The sequence below is a fragment of the Paraburkholderia sp. GAS32 genome (genome assembly GCF_050434225.1).
In the GTDB taxonomy this organism is placed as follows: domain Bacteria; phylum Pseudomonadota; class Gammaproteobacteria; order Burkholderiales; family Burkholderiaceae; genus Paraburkholderia; species Paraburkholderia madseniana.
In genome coordinates, this window is the sequence record NZ_JBNPVS010000013.1 from 119,403 (window position 1) to 138,239 (window position 18,837).

The 18,837-nt window shown below is 64.2% G+C and carries 17 protein-coding genes; 15 read left to right on the forward strand and 2 right to left on the reverse strand.

Annotated elements, in window-relative coordinates:
• Position 1: 1 nt before the first annotated feature.
• Positions 2-652 (reverse strand): uracil phosphoribosyltransferase, encoded by a 651-nt coding sequence (gene upp / locus P3T25_RS17890; RefSeq protein WP_011487457.1) that lies wholly within the window; start codon positions 650-652, stop codon positions 2-4.
• A gap of 236 nt (positions 653-888) precedes the next feature.
• Between upp and P3T25_RS17895 the strand changes: the two genes are divergently transcribed.
• From P3T25_RS17895 to P3T25_RS17965, 15 genes are all read left to right on the forward strand, one after another.
• Complete coding sequence (locus tag P3T25_RS17895; RefSeq protein ID WP_429358543.1) at positions 889-1,671, forward strand: SDR family oxidoreductase; 783 nt, start codon at positions 889-891, stop codon at positions 1,669-1,671.
• Between the two features lie 76 nt (positions 1,672-1,747).
• Positions 1,748-2,137, forward strand: a complete 390-nt coding sequence (locus P3T25_RS17900; RefSeq protein WP_154562241.1) for a methylglyoxal synthase — start codon at positions 1,748-1,750, stop codon at positions 2,135-2,137.
• Positions 2,138-2,190: 53 nt separating this feature from the next.
• Positions 2,191-3,165 carry a quinone oxidoreductase family protein gene (locus tag P3T25_RS17905; RefSeq protein WP_154562281.1) on the forward strand — a complete coding sequence of 325 codons (975 nt, stop codon included), beginning with the start codon at positions 2,191-2,193 and terminating at the stop codon, positions 3,163-3,165.
• Between the two features lie 171 nt (positions 3,166-3,336).
• The gene (locus P3T25_RS17910) at positions 3,337-3,450 is read left to right on the forward strand and encodes a hypothetical protein (RefSeq protein WP_054035137.1); all 114 of its coding nucleotides are present in this window, start codon (positions 3,337-3,339) and stop codon (positions 3,448-3,450) included.
• Entirely contained in the window at positions 3,447-3,539 is a 93-nt protein-coding gene (gene kdpF, locus P3T25_RS17915) for a K(+)-transporting ATPase subunit F (RefSeq protein WP_154562243.1), read from the forward strand. Before P3T25_RS17910 ends, kdpF begins: the two co-directional genes overlap by 4 nt.
• Positions 3,536-5,341, forward strand: coding sequence for a potassium-transporting ATPase subunit KdpA (gene kdpA / locus P3T25_RS17920; RefSeq protein WP_429358544.1), 1,806 nt, complete (start codon positions 3,536-3,538; stop codon positions 5,339-5,341). Before kdpF ends, kdpA begins: the two co-directional genes overlap by 4 nt.
• A gap of 68 nt (positions 5,342-5,409) precedes the next feature.
• Positions 5,410-7,494, forward strand: coding sequence for a potassium-transporting ATPase subunit KdpB (gene kdpB, locus P3T25_RS17925; protein ID WP_054034985.1), 2,085 nt, complete (start codon positions 5,410-5,412; stop codon positions 7,492-7,494).
• A gap of 30 nt (positions 7,495-7,524) precedes the next feature.
• Positions 7,525-8,103 carry a potassium-transporting ATPase subunit KdpC gene (gene kdpC, locus P3T25_RS17930; RefSeq protein ID WP_154562249.1) on the forward strand — a complete coding sequence of 193 codons (579 nt, stop codon included), beginning with the start codon at positions 7,525-7,527 and terminating at the stop codon, positions 8,101-8,103.
• Positions 8,104-8,240: 137 nt separating this feature from the next.
• Positions 8,241-11,075, forward strand: a complete 2,835-nt coding sequence (locus tag P3T25_RS17935) for a DUF4118 domain-containing protein (protein WP_429358545.1) — start codon at positions 8,241-8,243, stop codon at positions 11,073-11,075.
• Positions 11,068-11,766, forward strand: coding sequence for a two-component system response regulator KdpE (gene kdpE / locus P3T25_RS17940; RefSeq protein ID WP_063495267.1), 699 nt, complete (start codon positions 11,068-11,070; stop codon positions 11,764-11,766). The genes P3T25_RS17935 and kdpE overlap by 8 nt, the downstream gene beginning before the upstream one ends.
• Positions 11,767-11,919: 153 nt before the next feature.
• Positions 11,920-12,240, forward strand: a complete 321-nt coding sequence (gene sugE, locus P3T25_RS17945; protein WP_171925022.1) for a quaternary ammonium compound efflux SMR transporter SugE — start codon at positions 11,920-11,922, stop codon at positions 12,238-12,240.
• 259 nt (positions 12,241-12,499) lie between these two features.
• Positions 12,500-13,111: a DUF4126 domain-containing protein gene (locus P3T25_RS17950; RefSeq protein WP_054034982.1), complete on the forward strand. Its 612-nt coding sequence runs from the start codon at positions 12,500-12,502 to the stop codon at positions 13,109-13,111.
• A 56-nt stretch (positions 13,112-13,167) separates the two neighbouring features.
• Positions 13,168-15,684: an ABC transporter permease gene (locus tag P3T25_RS17955; protein WP_429358560.1), complete on the forward strand. Its 2,517-nt coding sequence runs from the start codon at positions 13,168-13,170 to the stop codon at positions 15,682-15,684.
• Between the two features lie 28 nt (positions 15,685-15,712).
• On the forward strand, positions 15,713-16,126 hold the full coding sequence (locus P3T25_RS17960) for a group II truncated hemoglobin (RefSeq protein ID WP_171925024.1): 414 nt from the start codon (positions 15,713-15,715) through the stop codon (positions 16,124-16,126).
• On the forward strand, positions 16,119-16,724 hold the full coding sequence (locus P3T25_RS17965) for a DUF924 family protein (protein ID WP_429358546.1): 606 nt from the start codon (positions 16,119-16,121) through the stop codon (positions 16,722-16,724). The genes P3T25_RS17960 and P3T25_RS17965 overlap by 8 nt, the downstream gene beginning before the upstream one ends.
• A 50-nt stretch (positions 16,725-16,774) precedes the next feature.
• On the opposite strand, the gene P3T25_RS17970 is transcribed toward P3T25_RS17965, so the two are convergent.
• Positions 16,775-18,772, reverse strand: coding sequence for an ArnT family glycosyltransferase (locus P3T25_RS17970; protein WP_429358547.1), 1,998 nt, complete (start codon positions 18,770-18,772; stop codon positions 16,775-16,777).
• Positions 18,773-18,837: the final 65 nt, after the last annotated feature.

The window sequence follows — 18,837 nt, forward strand, 5'->3', positions numbered from 1 at the left end:
GTCAGTTTTTCGTGCCGAACAGGCGGTCGCCTGCGTCGCCGAGACCCGGCACGATGTACGCGTGTTCGTTCAGGTGCGAATCGAGCGACGCCACGTACAGCTTGACGTCCGGATGCGCGTCCTGGAACACCTGCACGCCTTCCGGCGCGGCCACCAGCGCGAGGAACAGGATGTTCTCGCCGGCCACGTTGCGGCGCTTGAGCACGTCCACCGCGTGCACGGCCGAGTAACCGGTCGCGACCATCGGATCGCACAGAATGAACACGCGGTCTTCCAGATCCGGCAGGCGCACCAGATACTCGACCGGGCGATGGTCTTCGGCGCGATACACCCCGATGTGGCCCACGCGCGCCGACGGCACCAGTTCCAGCAGGCCGTCCGACATGCCGATGCCGGCACGCAGCACCGGCACGATCGCCAGTTTCTTGCCGGCGATCACCGGTGCGTCGATCTCGACCAGCGGCGTGGTGAGGCGGCGCGTCGTCATCGGCAGATTGCGGGTGATCTCGTAGCCCATCAGCAGCGTGATCTCGCGCAGCAGTTCGCGGAACGTGCGAGTCGAGGTGTCCCGGTCGCGCATATGCGACAGCTTGTGCTGGATCAGCGGGTGATCGAGGATGAAAAGATTGGGAAAACGGCTGTCCTGGGTCATGGCGGGGGCGCAAGCGGCGGCTAGAGGGATCGGTTTGGCGCTCCGCACGGCCTGAAACCGGCAGGCGGGCGCGCCACGGCGCAAGTTTACCGAAAGAGTGGCGCCGGAAGATACCGGAGATTGCAGTGGCCCGGCGCAGTCCGGCACCGATTCTTCTAGAATCGGGGGAAACTTTGCCACGATCGGGCAACCGCGGGACCATCCCCGCACCACGACTACGTCATGAGGATAGGCACATGGACATGGGAATCGCAGGACGCACCGCGCTGGTTTGCGCGGCCAGCAAGGGTCTGGGGCGCGGCTGCGCGGAAGCGCTGGCAGCCGAAGGCGTCAACCTGACGATCGTCGCGCGCACGGCTGAGACGCTGGAGGCGACCGCCGCCGAGATTCGCAAGCAGAGCGGCGTGGACGTGAAAACGGTGGCGTGCGACATCACCACGCCCGAAGGGCGCGCCGCGGCGCTCGCCGCCTGTCCGCAGCCGGACATTCTGGTCAACAACGCGGGCGGCCCGCCGCCGGGCGACTTCCGCAACTTCACGCACGAAGACTGGATTCGCGCGCTGGAGAGCAACATGCTGACGCCGATCGAGCTGATCCGAGCGACCATCGACGGGATGAGCGAGCGCGGCTTTGGGCGCATCGTCAACATCACGAGTTCGGCGGTCAAGGCGCCGATCGACGTGCTCGGCCTGTCCAACGGCGCTCGCTCCGGGCTGACCGGTTTCATTGCGGGACTGGCGCGCAGCAAGGTAGCCGCCTCGGGCGTGACGATCAACAGCCTGCTGCCGGGCCTGTTCGACACCGACCGCATCGCCACCACCTTCACCGCGCAAGCCAACGCGCAACACATTTCCGTCGACGACGCGCGCAAGCAGCGCATGAAGACGATCCCCGCCGGCCGTTTCGGCACGCGTGAGGAATTTGGCCGCGCCTGTGCGTTCCTGTGCAGCGTGCATGCCGGCTACATCACTGGGCAGAACTGGCTGATGGACGGCGGCGCCTACCCCGGTACGTTCTGAGCGCGTACGTTCTGACGCACCAGCAGCACCTTCACTACAACAACGACAATCACAACGGTTTCAGGAGTCTTACGTCATGAGCACCCGCATTGCGCTGATCGCGCACGATCACAAGAAAGACGACATCGTCAAACTGGCCGGCGAATACGTCGATACGCTCAGGCGCTGCGAGATCGTCGCGACCGGCACGACCGGCACGCGCATTGGCGACGCGCATGGCCTCACGGTCGAGCGCATGTTGTCCGGCCCGCACGGCGGCGACCTGCAGATCGGCGCGCAGCTTGCGGAAGGGCGGGTGGACATGGTGATCTTCCTGCGCGACCCGATGACGCCGCAGCCGCACGAACCGGATATCAACGCGCTGGTGCGTGCCTGCGACGTTCACAACATTCCATGCGCCACCAATATTTCGACCGCGCGAATGATTCTCGACGTACTGACCTTGCGCTTCACGCAGCGGGTCTAGGCGAACGCGGTGGTGTTTCAAGATCAATCGAAACCACAAACCAGGGAGACATGATGGTCAAAGCAATCCGTTTCGACAAAACCGGCGGCCCCGAGGTAATGAAATGGGTCGACGTCGAAGTGGGCGAGCCGGGTGCGGGCGAGATTCGCATCAAGCAGACTGCGGTCGGCCTGAACTATATCGATGTGTATTTCCGCACGGGTTTGTATCCGCTGCCGTTGCCCGGTGGCCTCGGCATGGAAGCGGCCGGTGAAGTGACGGCGGTCGGCGCAGGCGTGACCGGTCTCAAAGCGGGCGATCGCGTGGCGTACGTGGCGCGTCCGCCTGGCGCCTATGCCCAGGCGCGCGTGCTGCCGGCGGCGCAAGTCGTCAAGGTGCCGGACGCATTGAGCGACGAGCAGGCGGCCTCCGTCATGCTGCAAGGGCTGACCGCGCAATATCTGCTGCGCCGCACGTATCCGGTGAAGGCCGGTGACACAATCCTGATTCAGGCCGCGGCCGGCGGCGTCGGTCTGCTGGTTTGCCAGTGGGCGAAGGCGCTCGGCGCAACGGTGATCGGCACGGTCGGCTCCGACGAGAAAGCCGAGATCGCCAAAGCACACGGCTGCGACCACCCCATCGTCTACACGCGCGAAAACTTCACCAAGCGTGTGCGCGAGATCACCAACGGCGCGGGTGTGCCGGTGGTGTACGACTCGATCGGTAAAGACACGTTTACGGGCTCGCTCGATTGCCTTGCGCCTCTTGGATTGTTCGTGAGCTTCGGCAATGCCTCGGGACCGTTGCCGCCGATCGATTCGTCGGAATTTGCAGGACGCGGTTCGCTGTTCTTTACGCGCCCCACACTCTTCACCTATATCGCCAAACGCAGCGACTACGAGGCGATGTCCTCGGAGCTGTTCGACGTGCTGGTGTCGGGCAAGGTGAAGGCGAGCATCAATCAGCGCTACGCGCTGGCTGAGGTCGGGAAGGCGCACGCGGATCTTGAAGGGCGCCGCACCACGGGTTCGACGATTCTGTTGCCGTAAACGCGAAAGACCGCAAACCCACACCCAGCGCCACAAGGCCGTTCCATCCCACGATGGAACGGCCTTTTCCGTTTACGCGATTTTTACATCCCATCTCAGATCTTTGACCAGCCCTTTACGCGGATCGGCATAACGTTGCACCTATCCAAAGTCCGTGAATGGGGAATAAAAATGGATGTGCTGTATGTCGGGGGGATGGTGCTGTTTTTCGCGCTGACCTTTGCGTTGATTGCCGGCTGCGAGAAGTTGATGCAGTTCCGGCGTGGCCAGGGAGCTCGCTCATGACCTGGATTCTCTGGTTGTCCGGTGCGGCTACGGCGCTGCTGTTTATGTACCTGGTCTATGCGCTGTTGCGCGCGGAGGACATTGAATGAACTCGAACAATGTCCTGCAAGCGGGCTTCTTCATCGTCGTGCTGCTGGCTGCCGCAGTGCCGATGTCCCGTTATCTGAGCAATGTGATGGACGGCAGCTCGCGCGTGGTCCGTTTCGGCGGTCCTATCGAACGCCTGCTGTATCGCATCGCGGGCGTCGATCCGTCGGCGGAAATGGGCTGGAAGCATTACGCCATCGCCACGATCGCGTTCAACGCGCTCGGCACGCTGTTTCTTTACGTGTTGCTGCGCGTACAAGGCTGGTTGCCGGGCAACCCGCAGCAGTTCGGCCCGATGACGGTCGACGGCGCGTTCAATACAGCGGTCAGCTTCGTGACCAACACGAACTGGCAGGATTACACGCCTGAGCAGACCGTTGGCTATCTCGCGCAGATGCTCGGCTTCACCGTCCAGAACTTCTTCTCGGCCGCCACCGGCATTGTGGTGGTGATCGCGCTGATTCGCGGCTTCGCGCGTCACACCGCGAAAACCATCGGCAACTTCTGGGTCGACCTGACGCGTGTGACGCTCTATGTGTTGCTGCCGATGTCGGCGATCATCGCTGCGTTGCTGATGAGCCAGGGCGTGATCCAGAACTTCAAGTCGTATCAGGACGTACCGACGTTGCAAACCACGACGTACGCCGCCCCGAAGCTCGATGCACAAGGCAATCCGGTGAAGGATGCCAAGGGCAATCCGGTGACGGTCGACACGCCGGTGAAGACGCAAACCATCGCGATGGGCCCGGTCGCATCACAGGAAGCGATCAAGATGCTCGGCACCAACGGTGGCGGCTTCTTTAACGGCAACTCGGCGCATCCGTACGAAAACCCGACGCCGTTCTCGAACTTCCTGCAGATCTTCGCGATCCTGATCATTCCTTCGGCATTGGCACTCGTATTTGGCCGGATGATCATGGACCGCAAGCAGGGCGTGGCCGTGCTCGCGGCGATGACGATCGCTTTCGGCGTATGCGTGTTCGGTGAAATCGGCGCCGAGCAATCGGGTAATCCGGCGTTGACTGCGTTGCACGTCGATCAATCGGCGAATGCGATGCAGTCGGGCGGTAATGCGGAAGGCAAGGAAACGCGCTTCGGTATCGCGCAGTCGGGCATCTTCACGGTCGCCACAACGGCGGCTTCGTGCGGCGCGGTAGCAAATACGCACGACTCGCTGACGCCGATCGGCGGCCTCTACCCGATGCTGCTGATGCAACTCGGCGAAGTGATCTTCGGCGGCGTGGGTTCCGGTATGTACGGCATGCTCGTGTTCGCACTGCTGGCCGTGTTCGTGGCAGGCCTGATGATCGGTCGTACGCCTGAATACGTCGGCAAGAAGATCGAAGCGTACGAGATGAAGATGGTGTCGATCGTGGTGCTGCTCACGCCGCTGCTGGTGCTGGTGGGCACGTCGATCGCGGTACTGACTGATGCGGGTAAAGCGGGCATCGCTAACCCCGGTGCGCACGGCTTTTCCGAAATCCTCTACGCGTTCAGCTCGGCTGCGAATAACAACGGTAGCGCCTTCGCAGGCCTGACGGTGAGCACGCCGTTCTACAACTGGCTCACGGCCATCGCGATGTGGTTCGGCCGCTTCGGCACGATCATTCCGGTGCTGGCGATTGCCGGTTCGCTGGCTTCGAAGAAGCGCATCGGTGTGACCGGCGGCACGCTGCCGACTCATGGCCCGCTGTTCGTCGTGCTGCTGCTGGGCACGGTGCTGCTGGTCGGTGCGCTGACTTATGTGCCTGCGCTTGCGCTCGGACCTGGTGTCGAACATCTGATGATGATGGGCGCCCATTGAGGCGGCCCGTTGACATGACACCAGCGACCAACGAGTGAACAGGCGCAAACGGGAAATTCGAGGATTCAATGACTGAACATAATGCAACCAGGTCCATGTTCGACCCGGCGCTGCTGCGCCCGGCGATCGTGGACTCCTTCAAGAAGCTCACGCCGCGCACGCAGTTCCGTAACCCGGTGATGTTCTGCGTGTACGTCGGCAGTATTCTGACGACCATTTTGTGGATCGCCGCGCTCGGCGGTCAGGCCGAGGCGCCCGCGGGCTTCATTCTCGCGGTCACCTTGTGGCTGTGGTTCACGGTGCTGTTCGCGAACTTCGCGGAAGCGCTCGCCGAAGGCCGTTCCAAGGCCCAGGCAGCGTCGCTGCGCAGCGCGAAGAAAGACGTGATGGCCAAGAAGCTCAACGAGCCGCATCCGAAGTCGCCGATCCGCATTCTGACGGCGTCCGATCTGCGTAAAGGCGACGTCGTGCTGGTCGAAACCGGCGACGTGATTCCGGCTGACGGCGAAGTGATCGACGGTGTTGCGTCGGTTGACGAATCGGCGATCACGGGTGAATCCGCTCCGGTGATCCGCGAGTCGGGCGGCGACTTTTCGTCGGTGACGGGCGGCACGCGCGTGCTGTCGGACTGGATCGTCGTGCGTGTCACGGCGAATCCGGGCGAGGCCTTCCTTGACCGCATGATCGCGATGGTCGAAGGCGCCAAGCGTCAGAAAACGCCGAACGAAATCGCGCTGACGATTCTGTTGGTCGCGCTGACCATCGTGATGTTGCTGGCGACCGCCACGCTGCTGCCGTTCTCGATGTTCTCCGTCGAAGCTGCAAAAGCCGGTCACGTGGTCACGATTACCGCGCTGGTCGCGCTGCTGGTGTGTCTGATTCCGACCACCATCGGCGGACTGTTGTCGGCGATCGGTGTGGCCGGTATGAGCCGCATGATGCAGGCCAACGTGATCGCCACCTCGGGCCGTGCTGTTGAAGCCGCAGGTGACGTCGACGTGTTGCTGCTCGACAAGACCGGCACGATCACGCTCGGTAACCGCCAGGCATCGCAGTTCGTGCCGGCGCCGGGCTTGACCGAAGAAGCGCTGGCAGATGCTGCCCAGCTTTCGTCGCTCGCTGACGAAACGCCGGAAGGCCGCAGCATCGTCGTGTTGGCGAAGCAGCGCTTCAATATCCGTCAACGCGATATGGCTTCGCTGAAGGCGGAATTCCTCGCCTTCACGGCGCAAACGCGGATGAGCGGTGTCGATCTGCCGGGCCGTGAAATCCGCAAGGGCGCGGCCGACGCAGTGAAGAACTACGTCGAAGCAAATGGCGGCCGTTTCCCGAACGAAGTCAGCACGGCAGTCGCCGAAGTCGCACGTCGCGGCAGCACGCCGCTGGTGGTCGCCGAGAAAGGCGAGCAGGGCGCACGCGTGCTCGGCGTGATCGAGTTGAAGGACGTGGTGAAGGGCGGCATCAAGGAGCGCTTCGCCGAACTGCGCAAGATGGGTATCAAGACCATCATGGTGACGGGCGACAACCGGCTGACGGCAGCAGCGATCGCTGCAGAAGCAGGCGTCGACGATTTCCTCGCCGAAGCCACGCCGGAAGCCAAGCTCGCCACGATCCGCTCGCACCAGGCCGAAGGCCGTCTGGTGGCGATGACCGGCGACGGTACCAACGACGCCCCGGCACTCGCACAGGCTGACGTCGCGGTGGCGATGAACACCGGCACGCAGGCAGCGAAGGAAGCCGGCAACATGGTCGACCTCGATTCGAATCCGACCAAGCTGATCGAGATCGTCGAGATCGGCAAGCAGATGCTGATGACGCGCGGCTCGCTCACCACGTTCTCGATTGCGAACGACGTGGCGAAGTACTTCGCGATCATCCCGGCTGCGTTCGCGACCACTTATCCGGCACTGAACGCGCTGAACGTGATGCATCTGGCCACGCCGGCTTCGGCGATCATGTCCGCGGTGATTTTCAACGCGCTGATCATCGTGCTGCTGATTCCGCTGGCGCTCAAGGGCGTGCGTTATCGCGCGCTGGGCGCGGCGATCCTGTTGCGCCGCAATCTGCTGATCTATGGTTTGGGCGGGATCATCGTGCCGTTCATCGGCATCAAGCTGATCGATATGGTGCTGGCCGCGTTCGGCTGGGTCTGAGCAGCGGCTGTTTAAGAGGAATTACTCATCATGAAAAATCTGTTCCGTCCGTTAATCGTGATCTTCGCGGTGCTGACCGCCGTCACCGGCCTCGCTTATCCCGCCGTGATGACCGCGGTCGGTCAGGCGGCCTTCAACAATCAGGCCAACGGCAGCATGCTCGAGCAGAACGGCAAGGTGGTCGGCTCGAAGTTGATCGGCCAGCAATTCGATGCGCCGCAATACTTCTGGGGCCGTCTGTCGGCCACCAGCCCGATGCCGTACAACCCGCAAGGCTCGGGCGGTTCGAACCTCGGCCCGACCAACCCGGCGTTGCTCGATGAAGTCAAAGGCCGCATCGACGCGTTGAAGGCTGCCGGCACGGATATGTCGCAGCCGGTGCCGGTCGACCTGGTGACGTCCTCGGGCAGTGGTCTCGATCCTGAGATCAGCCCGGCGGCCGCCGCGTATCAGATCGAACGCGTCGCCAAAGCGCGTAAGCTCGCCGCCAACGATGTGCAGGCACTGGTCGATCGTTATACGAGCGGCCGCCAGTTCGGCATTTTCGGTGAACCGCGCGTGAACGTGCTGCAACTGAATCTGGCGCTCGATGAGATGAAACAAGGTTGAGCGCTAGCAAGCGCTGTTGATGGCTATGATTCGAGGAGGCGGCGTCCATGCGGGGCCGCCTTCGCCATTTGCGGCGCGGCCGCTGCCGTGCCACCATGCATGCACTATCGCTCGCCTTACTATGAAAACCATTGAGCATGAACCGCCCCGATCCTGACGAACTGCTCGACAAACTGCAACGCGACGAAGAAAAGCGTCAGCGGGGCAGACTGAAGATTTTCTTCGGCGCGTCGGCAGGCGTCGGCAAAACCTATGCGATGTTGCAGGCCGCGCGGCGCCGTGCCGATGAAGGCGCGGACGTGGTGGTCGGCATCGCCGAAACGCATGGCCGTAGCGAAACCGCTGCGCTGCTCGAAGGCCTCGACGTGCTGCCGCTCGCGCATATCGAGTATCGCGGCCGCAAGCTCGGCGAGTTCGATCTCGACGCCGCGCTCGCCCGCAAGCCGCAACTGATTCTCGTCGACGAACTCGCGCATTCGAATGTGCAGGGCGCGCGGCATCTGAAGCGCTGGCAGGACGTCTACGAACTGCTCGACGCAGGCATCGACGTCTACACCACGGTCAACGTCCAGCACCTCGAAAGCCTGAACGACGTGGTCGGCCAGATCACCGGCATCCGCGTCTGGGAGACGGTGCCCGACCGTGTGTTCGATCGCGCTGACGAAGTCACGCTGGTCGACCTGCCCGCCGAGGAACTGCTCGACCGGATGCGCGACGGCAAGGTGTATTTGCCGCAGCAGGCCGAGCGCGCGGTGCGCAACTTCTTTCGCAAGGGCAACCTGATCGCGTTGCGCGAGCTGGCATTGCGCCGTACCGCCGATCGCGTCGATGCGCAGATGCGGGAATATCGCGCCGATCGTTCGATCCAGCGGATCTGGCAGGCGCGCGAGCGCTTGCTGGTGTGCGTCGGCCCCGGCCCGGAAGCACCGATGCTGGTGCGCGCGGCGGCGCGCCTCGCCGCCAGCCTGAAAGCCGACTGGATCGCCGTTTATGTGGAAACGCCCGCGCTGCAGCGCTTGCCTGACGCGCGCCGCGAACGCACGCTGAATGCCTTGAAGCTCGCCGCCGAACTCGGCGCCGAAACTGCGACGCTGGCCGGTACCGATGCGGTCGCCGCGCTGATCGGTTACGCGCAGGCTCGCAACGTCTCGAAGCTGGTGGCCGGCGCGTCGGCGCGCACCGGTCTCAAGCGCTGGCTGCGCCGGCCGCTCGGTGAGCGCATCGCCGAACGCGCGGGCGATCTCGATCTCACGCTGATTCGCGCGTCGTCGGAACGTGATGCCGCTGAACATCGCCACTTACTGAACACCACCGCCAACGCGTGGCGCGAGGCGCTGAGCACGGCGCGCGAACGCCGTTCGCCGCCGCGCGCTTATGGTTTCGCGCTGGCGATTTGCGCGGCCATTACGCTGCTGTCGAGCCAGTTGATCGATCATATCGATCTGACCAACCTCGTCATGCTGTACCTGCTCGGCGTGATCTTCACCGCCGTGAAGCTGGGACGCGGGCCGGGCGTCGTGCTGTCGTTCATGAGCGTGGCGGCATTCGATTTCTTCTTCGTGCCGCCGCGCATGTCGCTGTCGGTGTCCGATACGCAGTACCTGCTGACCTTCTTCGGCATGCTGCTGACGTCGCTCGTCATCAGCCATCTCACGTCGAGCTTGCGCCGCGAGGCGAGTGTTGCGCGGCGTCGGGAGCAACGCACCGGCGCAATGTATGCGATGGCGCGTGAGCTGGCGGCGGCGCTCACCATGGAGCAGATCGTGGGCATCGGCAGCCGGCATGTGAGCGAAGTGTTTGGCGCGCGCGTCGCGATTCTGTTGCCGGACAGCGCCGATCAGGTGAAGCAGAAGATCGAGGACCCCGATGCGACGATTACGCTCGAAGGCGAGATGCTCGATATCGATGTCGGGCAATGGGTCTACGACCAGCAGAAGCCTGCCGGGCAAGGCACCGATACGCTGCCGGCCGCCGCCGCGCTGTATCTGCCGCTGAAGGCGCCGATGCGCACACGGGGCGTGCTTGCGGTCGTGATGCGCGACGAGCGCGAGCTGGACGTGCCCGAGCAGCAACGCATGCTCGACGCGTTCGCCGCGCAAATCGCGCTGGCTCTCGAGCGTGTGCACTACGTCGACATCGCACGCGATGCACTCGTCAATATGGAATCGGAGCGCTTGCGCAATTCGCTCCTCTCGGCGATTTCGCACGACCTGCGTACGCCGTTGACGACGATCGTCGGCTTCTCGTCGATGCTGGCGCAATCGCGCGAGGCGCATCCCGGTACGCAGCCCAGCGACGATCTCGTCGAAGCCATTCACGAAGAAGCGCTACGCATGACCGGCATCGTCACCAATCTGCTCGACATGGCGCGCTTGCAGGCCGGCAGCCTGCAATTGAATCAGCAGTGGACGCTCCTCGAAGAAACGGTGGGCGCCGCGTTGCGGACCTGCAAGCGCGTGCTGGCCAATCATCCCGTACAGGTGAAGCTGCCCGCGGATTTGCCGCTGCTGCACCTTGATGCGGTGCTGATGGAGCGGCTCTTCTCGAACCTGTTCGAGAACGCTGCCAAGTACACACCACCGGACACGCCCCTGACGATCGGCGCGCAACGTCTCGACGCGGACGGCAAGTCGTTCGTACGCGTCGCCGTCGACGATAACGGACCGGGTCTGCCGGCCGGCATGGAAGCGCGTGTGTTCGAGAAATTTACGCGCGGCGAGAAAGAGTCGGCCAAGCCGGGCATCGGCCTCGGCCTCGCGATCTGCCGCGCAATCGTGGAAGCGCACGGCGGTACAATCGGCGCGCTCAATCGGATGTCCGCGGACGGCCGCGTCGAAGGCGCGCGCTTCTGGTTCACGCTGCCGGTGGAAACGCCGCCCGAAGCACCGGATGCGCTGGAAGACGAAGGCGCCGATGCCTTGCCGGACCTCGACTCAACTCTTAACCCGCGTTCCAAGCCTAGCCATGAGTGACCCGAGCATCACAGTCGTCCTGATTGAAGACGAAAAGCAGATTCGCCGCTTCGTGCGAACCGCGCTGGAAGGCGAGGGCATCGTTGTGCACGACGCCGAGACCGGCAAACAAGGTCTCGTCGAAGCCGCAACGCGCAAGCCTGATCTCGTCATCGTCGATCTCGGCCTGCCCGACACCGACGGTCTCGACGTGATTCGCGAACTGCGTGGCTGGAGCGAGCTGCCGGTCATCGTGCTGTCGGCGCGTACCCAGGAAACTGAGAAAGTCGCCGCGCTCGACGCCGGTGCGGACGATTACCTCACCAAGCCGTTCGGCGTTTCCGAACTGCTGGCGCGGATCCGCGCGCATATGCGGCGCCGCAATCAGGGCGGCGCGAATGAATCGCCGCTGGTGCGCTTTGGCGCAGTGACGGTCGATCTGGCCTTGCGTCAGGTGAGCCGCGACGGCGTGGCCGTCCATCTCACGCCGATCGAATACCGCCTGCTCGCGACACTGGTGCGCCACGCCGGCCGCGTGCTGACGCACCGGCAATTGCTGCGCGACGTGTGGGGGCCGTCGCATGTGGAGAGCCATCACTATCTGCGTATCTATATGGCGCACTTGCGCGGGAAACTCGAACGCGACCCGGCGCAGCCGGAGCATATCGTCACGGAAACCGGCGTGGGATACCGGCTGGTGGGCGCGGTTTGAGCCTGCCCGAGGCGTCCGCCGCGCCGTTGCGCGCCTTTGCGGCTTGTCGCCGCAGCAAGGTGGCACGCTATTTTGATATAATTACAGTTCGTAAGGACGACCTTGCGCACTGCTACAAACGGGGACGGCCCCATCTGACCATGGAGCTGTCTCATGTCCTGGATTCTTCTGTTGATTGCCGGTTTGCTTGAAGTCGCGTGGGCGGCCGGTCTCAAAACCTCCGAAGGTTTCACCCGGCTCTGGCCGTCCGTGTTCACGATCGTGACCGCGCTCGGCAGCTTCGTTCTGCTCGCCATGGCGATGCGCCAGTTGCCGCTCGGCACGGCCTACGCCGTGTGGACGGGGATCGGCGCGGTCGGCGCATTCATCTTCGGCATCATCATGATGGGCGAGGCCCTGACGGTCGCGCGGGTGGCGAGCGCGGCGCTGATCGTGATCGGATTGATCGGATTGAAGCTGTCGTCCGGGCATTGAGCCCTGTTGGCGGACCCGAATATCGTGTCCGCATGCGCTCAAACAGTGCGCCAACCCCCCGTCATTAGAGTCCGCCATTTGTTAGTCGCTCTGCGTTCTGCGAATTAACGTGGCTATAATGAGATCGAATCCAACCTGAATTTGCCCGCGGCCTATTTGGCGCGGCCGGCTTGGCGCGGGTCTGACGACTTCGGTGCGGCGGCTCCCTTTCCAATGCCCGTCGAAGCGCCCGGCACGCACAGCGCGCCTGGAGGCGGCCATGCTTGAATCACTTTCGCTCGCTGCGGGCCTCTCATGGGGCAGCGGTCTGCGCCTCTATCTGACAGTCCTGCTGGCCGGCGTGTTCGCACGTCTCGGCTTCATCCATCTTCCCGATACGCTGTCCGCGCTGTCTTCGCCGTGGGTAATCGGTGTCGCCGGTGTACTGACGGTCACCGAATTTCTCGCCGACAAAATCCCCGCGTTCGATTCCTTATGGGACGCGATCCATACCTTTATCCGCATTCCCGCCGGCGCCGTGCTGGCGGCTGGCGCGCTCGGCCATGCCGATCCTGCGCTGCTGACGGTCGCCGCGCTCGCGGGCGGCACGCTGGCGGGCACCGCGCATCTGGCCAAAGCGGGCACGCGCGCGCTGATCAATCTGTCGCCGGAACCGGTGTCGAATGTCGTGACCTCGACCGCTGAAGACGGTCTCGTGTTCGGCGGCATGCTGCTCGCGTTGTTCGTGCCGCTTCTGTTCCTGGTCTTGATGGTGGGCTTCCTGATGCTGGCCGCCTGGGCGTTGCCGCGTCTGTGGCGCGGGGTGCAGGGCGGTTTTCGCGGGATGGCGACGCACATGGTGTCGCGCTTTGCCAGGAGTCGGCACGATTGAGCGATACGGGACTCGGGGTAACGGCGCGCGCCAAGGCAGCGCGCCGGTTGGGCAGTATGGATCTGTTGCGCCAGGCTATCCGCATGACGGCGCGCGACTGGCGCGCCGGCGAACTGACAATGCTGCTGCTGGCGTTGGTGCTTGCCGTCGCGGCGTTGTCGAGTGTCGGCTTTCTGGCTGACCGTTTGCATCAGGGGCTCGAGCGCGATGCACGGCGCATGATCGCCGCTGATTTCATCGTCCGCGCCGATCATCCGGTCGATCCGCAGTTCGCGCAGCAAGCCGGCGCGCTCGGTCTGAACACCGCGAGCACGGCGATCTTTCCCAGCATGATCAACTCGACCGGCGCGCAGCCGGTCTCGCGGCTGGCCGCTATCAAGGCGGTGTCGCCCGGTTATCCGTTGCGCGGCGCGTTGCGGATTGCTCCAGCGCCGGGCGCGGCGGACCATCCCACCCAATCGATTCCGGCACCTGGCACGGTATGGGTCGATCAGGCATTGCTCGACGCGCTGAAGCTGCATGTCGGCGATGCGGTGAAGGTCGGGTCCCGCAGCTTCACGATCGGCGCGATGATTACCCGCGAACTCGATCGTGGCTTCTCGTTCGTCAATTTTTCGCCGCGTTTGATGCTGCGTGCCGACGATGTCCAGTCGACCGGCCTCATCACCTTCGGCAGCCGCGTGACTTACCGCTTGCTGGTGGCGGGTTCGGATGCGTCGGTGGCGCGCTTCGCGCAATTCGCACACGACAAGGTGGACGGCGGCAAGATGCGCGGCGTTGTGCTTGAGTCGTTGCAGGACGGTCAGCCGCAGGTGCGTCAGACGCTCGACCGCGCGAGCCACTTCCTCACACTGGTCTCGCTGCTTACCGCGTTGCTCGCGGCGGTGGCGATCGCCATGGCCGCGCACCGGTATATGCGCCGGCATCTGGACGGCTGCGCGGCGATGCGCTGTCTGGGTGTCAGTCAGGCCACACTGCGCACGCTGTTCACGCTTGAATTCGTGGGGCTGGGTTTGATCGGTGGCGCGCTCGGCGTGGCGCTCGGTTACCTGGGGCATATGGCGTTGCTGACGTGGCTCGGCAGTCTGATCGACGTCGTGCTGCCGTATCCAACCGTATGGCCCGCGCTCGAAGGTATCGCAGCCGGTCTCGTGTTGTTGCTCGGGTTCGCGTTGCCGCCGCTGTTGCCGTTGACGCGCGTGCCGCCGGTGCGCGTGCTGCGCCGCGAATGGGGCGAAGCGGGGCGCACTGCCTGGGCCGCTTACGCGCTTGGCATTGTGCTGTTCGCCGCGCTCCTGATCGTCGCGGCGGGCGAGTTGAAGCTCGGCGGCATCGTAGCGGGCGGCTTCGCTGGCGGACTGCTGGTGTTCGCGTGCATCGCTCGGCTGGCGTTGTGGGGTGCGTCGCGTGTCGTGCGCAGCGAGCGCGTGAATGCGGGAATCGGCTGGCGTTACGCGCTGGCGTCGCTGGAGCGGCGCAGCGGCGCCAGCGCGTTGCAGATCACCGCGCTCGGCATCGGTCTGATGTGCCTGTTGCTGATCGCGATGACGCACAACGACCTTGTGGCCGGCTGGCGCAAATCGACGCCGCCTGATGCGCCGAACGAATTCGTCATCGACATCCAGCCCGACCAGCGCGAAGCCGTCACGCAATATCTGGGCACGCACGGCGTGCCCGGCACGGTGCTCGCGCCGATGGTGCGCGGCCGGCTGCTTGCGATCAACGGCAAGCCTGTCAATCCGGATTCATTCAAGGGCGACGACGCAAAGCGTCTCGTCGACCGCGAATTCAATCTGTCGTACACGACCGAGCTGCCCGACGACAACCGCCTCTCAGCCGGCACGTGGTATGGCGACACGAAGACGCCGCAGATTTCGATCGAGCAGGGGCTCGCGAAGCTGATCAACGTGAAGCCCGGCGATACCCTGCGCTTCGACGTGACGGGTCTGCAGATCGATGCGCCGGTGACGAGTGTGCGCAAGCTCGACTGGGGCTCGTTCAAGGTCAACTTTTTCGTGCTGATGCCGCCGGCCTCTTTGCAGGATTTTCCGGCGACGTTCATCACGAGTTTCCATTTGCCGCCCGATAAGCAATCGACCATCGACGGGTTGATTGCCGCCTATCCGAACCTCACGGCAATCGACACAGGTCCGATTCTGGCGCAGGTGCAGCGTGTCCTGCAGCAGGTGATCGGCGCGGTGCAGTTCCTGTTCGCGTTCACGCTTGCGGCCGGCGTGCTGGTGCTCTATGCGGCGCTTGCCGGCACCCGCGATGAGCGTATGCGAGAATCCGCGCTGCTGCGGGCGTTGGGGGCCTCGCATCGCCAGGTGCGTGCGGTGCAGGTCGCCGAGTTCGTGGCGGTTGGCGCGCTGGCGGGGTTGATGGCGGCGCTCGGTGCGCAGGTGATCGGCTGGCAACTGGCGACGCGTGTGTTCGAGTTTTATCTGGCGTTCGATCCGTGGTTGTTGCCGGCGGGTATCGCGGCCGGAATCGCTTGCGCGGGCGTGGGTGGCTGGCTCAGCTTGCGGCATGTGCTGGCGCGGCCGGCCTTGCAATCGCTGCGAGATGCGTAATTTTTCTTTCCTGTTTTTGTGATTGGGTATGAGCGATCTTAACGACGAAGTGTCCGCGGCACAGCCGACGGCCTTCGAACTGGTGGGCGGTGAAGCGCGCGTGCGCGAACTGGTCGACCGGTTTTATGACTTGATGGATCTCGAAGCGGAATTCGCCGGGATTCGCGCCTTGCATCCCGAGTCGCTCGATGGCTCGCGCGACAAGTTCTTCTGGTTCCTGTGCGGATGGATGGGCGGCCCCGATCATTACATCAGCCGGTTCGGCCATCCGCGGTTGCGCGCCAGACATATGCCGTTTCCGATCGCGTCCAGCGAGCGGGATCAGTGGCTTCGCTGCATGGCGTGGGCGATGGAAGACGTTGGGCTTTCCGAGTCGTTGAGGGAGCGCTTGCTGGCGTCGTTCTTCGAGACTGCGGACTGGATGCGCAATCGCAATGGTTGAGCGGGTAGCGGAGCCGGAAGCAGCAGAGGCGCGCGCGGTCCTGGATTGCTGGTTCGGCGCCCCGCATTCGCCCACCTTCGGTGAGGCGCGCAAGCTCTGGTTCTCCCGCGACGCAGCCTTCGATGCGATGCTGCTGGAACGTTTCGGGGCACTTATCGACGCTGCGCGCGCAGGGTCTCTCGACGGTTGGACGGAGACTCCGCTCGGTGCATTAGCGCTCGTCATCGTGCTGGATCAGTTTTCCCGCAACTGCCACCGCAATACACCCCGCGCTTTCGCTGGCGATCATCAAGCGCTGCGCGTCGCGCAACAGATGATCGCCAGCGGCGCCGATCTTTTATTGCCGACCGCACATCACCGCGCGTTCGCGTATCTACCGTTCGAACACGACGAAACGCTTGCCAGCCAGCACGAATCGTTGCGCCTGTTCAAACAGTTGAAGGCGGAACCGGGTGGTGCGTCCTACTATTCCTCCGCGGTCAGGCACGCCAGAATCATCGAGCGTTTCGGACACTTTCCCCATCGCAATGCGCTGCTTGGGCGCCAGTCGAAGGATGAAGAAACGGCTTTCCTGAAAGAACCCGGCTCGTCGTTCTAGGCGTAACGGCAACGTGCAGGCGCAGGCAGGTGCAATCTGCACGCCACGTGCTACTCGCCGCGCGCGGGCGTTGCCGGCGTCCGCACGAATACCCGCAACAGCTCGTCGGTGTCGCCTGGGCGCGCACCCGACCAGAACAGCCGCCAATCGCCTGCCGGAGCGCGCGCATTGTCACGGCGGCTCTGTTCGATTAGCCACGTGCACTCGGTCGTCGCGGTGTTCGCGGTCGGCTGATGCTCGATGCCGGTGTAGTAGTACAACATCGGCGCTTCGGATTCGCCGAGCCCCTTGCTGGCCATGCAATCCCCATCGTTCCATTCGATATTCATCCTGGCGCCGAGGTTTTCGAACACGGAGCGGTAGCTCTTCGCGTAGTCGAGCCACGGCAGCAGCAGCGTGCTCACCAATCCCCACGCGAGAATCGCGCCCGCGCACCAGCTCAGCACACCGCGCCATTTGCCGGTGTATTTGAAGACTGGCAGGAGCCACAGCCAGCCGAGTGTCATCAGCAGCGCGGCCGCGATCTGCCCTGGCTTGACCGGCAGCACCCAGTCGAGCGGCAACCAGCGGCCGAGCCGGTGCAGCGACGCATGCGTGTTGGCCGGATCGCTCATGATCGACCAGATGATCCACGCGAGCGCGGCCGTGCTGCCGAACAGCACGCGGCTTGCCATGTCCCAGCCTGCGTGAAGACGCCGCGGCAGCTTTTCGATGCCTTGCATCGCCACCAGGGCGAGCGGTGCGATGAACGGCAGGATGTACAGTTCGCGCACCGTTGCCGAGCTTTGCAGTACGGCGAAACCGGTGCCCGCGAAAATCACCGGCAGAGCGACACGCGGATCGCGCCAGCGGCGCCATCCGCCGCAGGCGAGCGCGGCCAATGCAAGCGGTACGACCGGAAAGCCGACGCTCAGCACGGTGCGCAGTACGAACCAACGGCTTTCGTTTTCAGAGCCGAGTTCCGCCACCGAAAAGCCGAAGAAGCGGCCGATGTTGTTGTCCCACAGCCAGACCTTGAAGAGCGCTTCGGAGCGCAGATAGAAACAGATCGGCCAGATCAGCGCGAAGGGCGCGCAGATCAGCGCGGCGATACCGAGCGCTCTTGCAAAGCTGCGGGTGCGGCAGGCGGGATACAGCACCAGCACTGCGACGGTGGTGGCGCCGAACACGAGCGGCACGAACAGGCCCTTGGCCAGCAACGACACGCCCACGCCCGCACCGAACATCGCCGCGCCGCTCAGGATCGCGTGACGCCGGCGGCGTGTATCGCTCCGTAGCAGGCGCGCTTCGTCGCGCAGGTGCACGAGGACGAGTTCGAATAGTCCGCAAAAGCCGATCGCGGCGCCGGCCATCAGCGCGACGTCGGTCATCATGTCGTGCACATGCTTGATGATGACGAGCGTGCTCGCGAACAACGCCAGTGTGCCGATCACGCGGATATCGAACCAGCTCGAGGCGGCCACCGCGCGGCGGGCGACACGTGCCGTGTAGTAGACGGTCAGTCCGGCGAAGAGCGCGCTCGCGAGGCGTGCGGCGTCATGCAAAGGCAGGTAGCGGCCGAACATCCACGCGAGGCCGGCGGCGACCCAGTCGTAGATCGGCGGCTTTTCGACGAAGGGCTGGCCGGCGTTGGTCGGCACGACCAGATCGCCGGTGTCGAGCATGTGCTGGATGATCCCGAACGTGTAGGTCTCGTCCTGCTTCCATGGCTCATGGCCCAAGGTGCCAGGCAGGAGCCACGCGCACAGGATCGCCAGCGCGGCCAGCCACATCAACGGACGGGCCGCCGTGAGCGCGCGCAAGTGCCGGGCGCCGCGCGAAGCGGGACCCGGAGCGATGGGCTCCGTGGGGCCGGCAGGGGCTGCGGGCCTTGCGGGCGCTGCGGCCTCGGCCGCCGCAGTATGGTCGGATGGCCAGGCGGCGCCGGATTCGGCAACGTGTGCCGAGCCGGGATGCGTGTCCGGTGCGCCGTCGGCGGGGCCGGCCGGCGCTGGCGTCGCAATCGCGACCTTCCCCGCGCGCCAGGGCGCGGATGGCTTTTCGTACATTGGAATCTCTGATCGCCGTACGCGGCGACGTGGGCCGCGGACTTATGCTTTGGCTATGCGTTCGC

Excerpts from the sequence above, each read along its gene's own strand:
- upp (WP_011487457.1), bottom strand. The coding sequence starts at position 652 with ATGACCCAGGACAGCCGTTTTCCCAATCTTTTCATCCTCGATCACCCG.
- P3T25_RS17895 (WP_429358543.1), top strand. The coding sequence starts at position 889 with ATGGACATGGGAATCGCAGGACGCACCGCGCTGGTTTGCGCGGCCAGC.
- P3T25_RS17900 (WP_154562241.1), top strand. The coding sequence starts at position 1,748 with ATGAGCACCCGCATTGCGCTGATCGCGCACGATCACAAGAAAGACGAC.
- P3T25_RS17905 (WP_154562281.1), top strand. The coding sequence starts at position 2,191 with ATGGTCAAAGCAATCCGTTTCGACAAAACCGGCGGCCCCGAGGTAATG.
- P3T25_RS17910 (WP_054035137.1), top strand. The coding sequence starts at position 3,337 with ATGGATGTGCTGTATGTCGGGGGGATGGTGCTGTTTTTCGCGCTGACC.
- kdpF (WP_154562243.1), top strand. The coding sequence starts at position 3,447 with ATGACCTGGATTCTCTGGTTGTCCGGTGCGGCTACGGCGCTGCTGTTT.
- kdpA (WP_429358544.1), top strand. The coding sequence starts at position 3,536 with ATGAACTCGAACAATGTCCTGCAAGCGGGCTTCTTCATCGTCGTGCTG.
- kdpB (WP_054034985.1), top strand. The coding sequence starts at position 5,410 with ATGACTGAACATAATGCAACCAGGTCCATGTTCGACCCGGCGCTGCTG.
- kdpC (WP_154562249.1), top strand. The coding sequence starts at position 7,525 with ATGAAAAATCTGTTCCGTCCGTTAATCGTGATCTTCGCGGTGCTGACC.
- P3T25_RS17935 (WP_429358545.1), top strand. The coding sequence starts at position 8,241 with ATGAACCGCCCCGATCCTGACGAACTGCTCGACAAACTGCAACGCGAC.
- kdpE (WP_063495267.1), top strand. The coding sequence starts at position 11,068 with ATGAGTGACCCGAGCATCACAGTCGTCCTGATTGAAGACGAAAAGCAG.
- sugE (WP_171925022.1), top strand. The coding sequence starts at position 11,920 with ATGTCCTGGATTCTTCTGTTGATTGCCGGTTTGCTTGAAGTCGCGTGG.
- P3T25_RS17950 (WP_054034982.1), top strand. The coding sequence starts at position 12,500 with ATGCTTGAATCACTTTCGCTCGCTGCGGGCCTCTCATGGGGCAGCGGT.
- P3T25_RS17955 (WP_429358560.1), top strand. The coding sequence starts at position 13,168 with ATGGATCTGTTGCGCCAGGCTATCCGCATGACGGCGCGCGACTGGCGC.
- P3T25_RS17960 (WP_171925024.1), top strand. The coding sequence starts at position 15,713 with ATGAGCGATCTTAACGACGAAGTGTCCGCGGCACAGCCGACGGCCTTC.
- P3T25_RS17965 (WP_429358546.1), top strand. The coding sequence starts at position 16,119 with ATGGTTGAGCGGGTAGCGGAGCCGGAAGCAGCAGAGGCGCGCGCGGTC.
- P3T25_RS17970 (WP_429358547.1), bottom strand. The coding sequence starts at position 18,772 with ATGTACGAAAAGCCATCCGCGCCCTGGCGCGCGGGGAAGGTCGCGATT.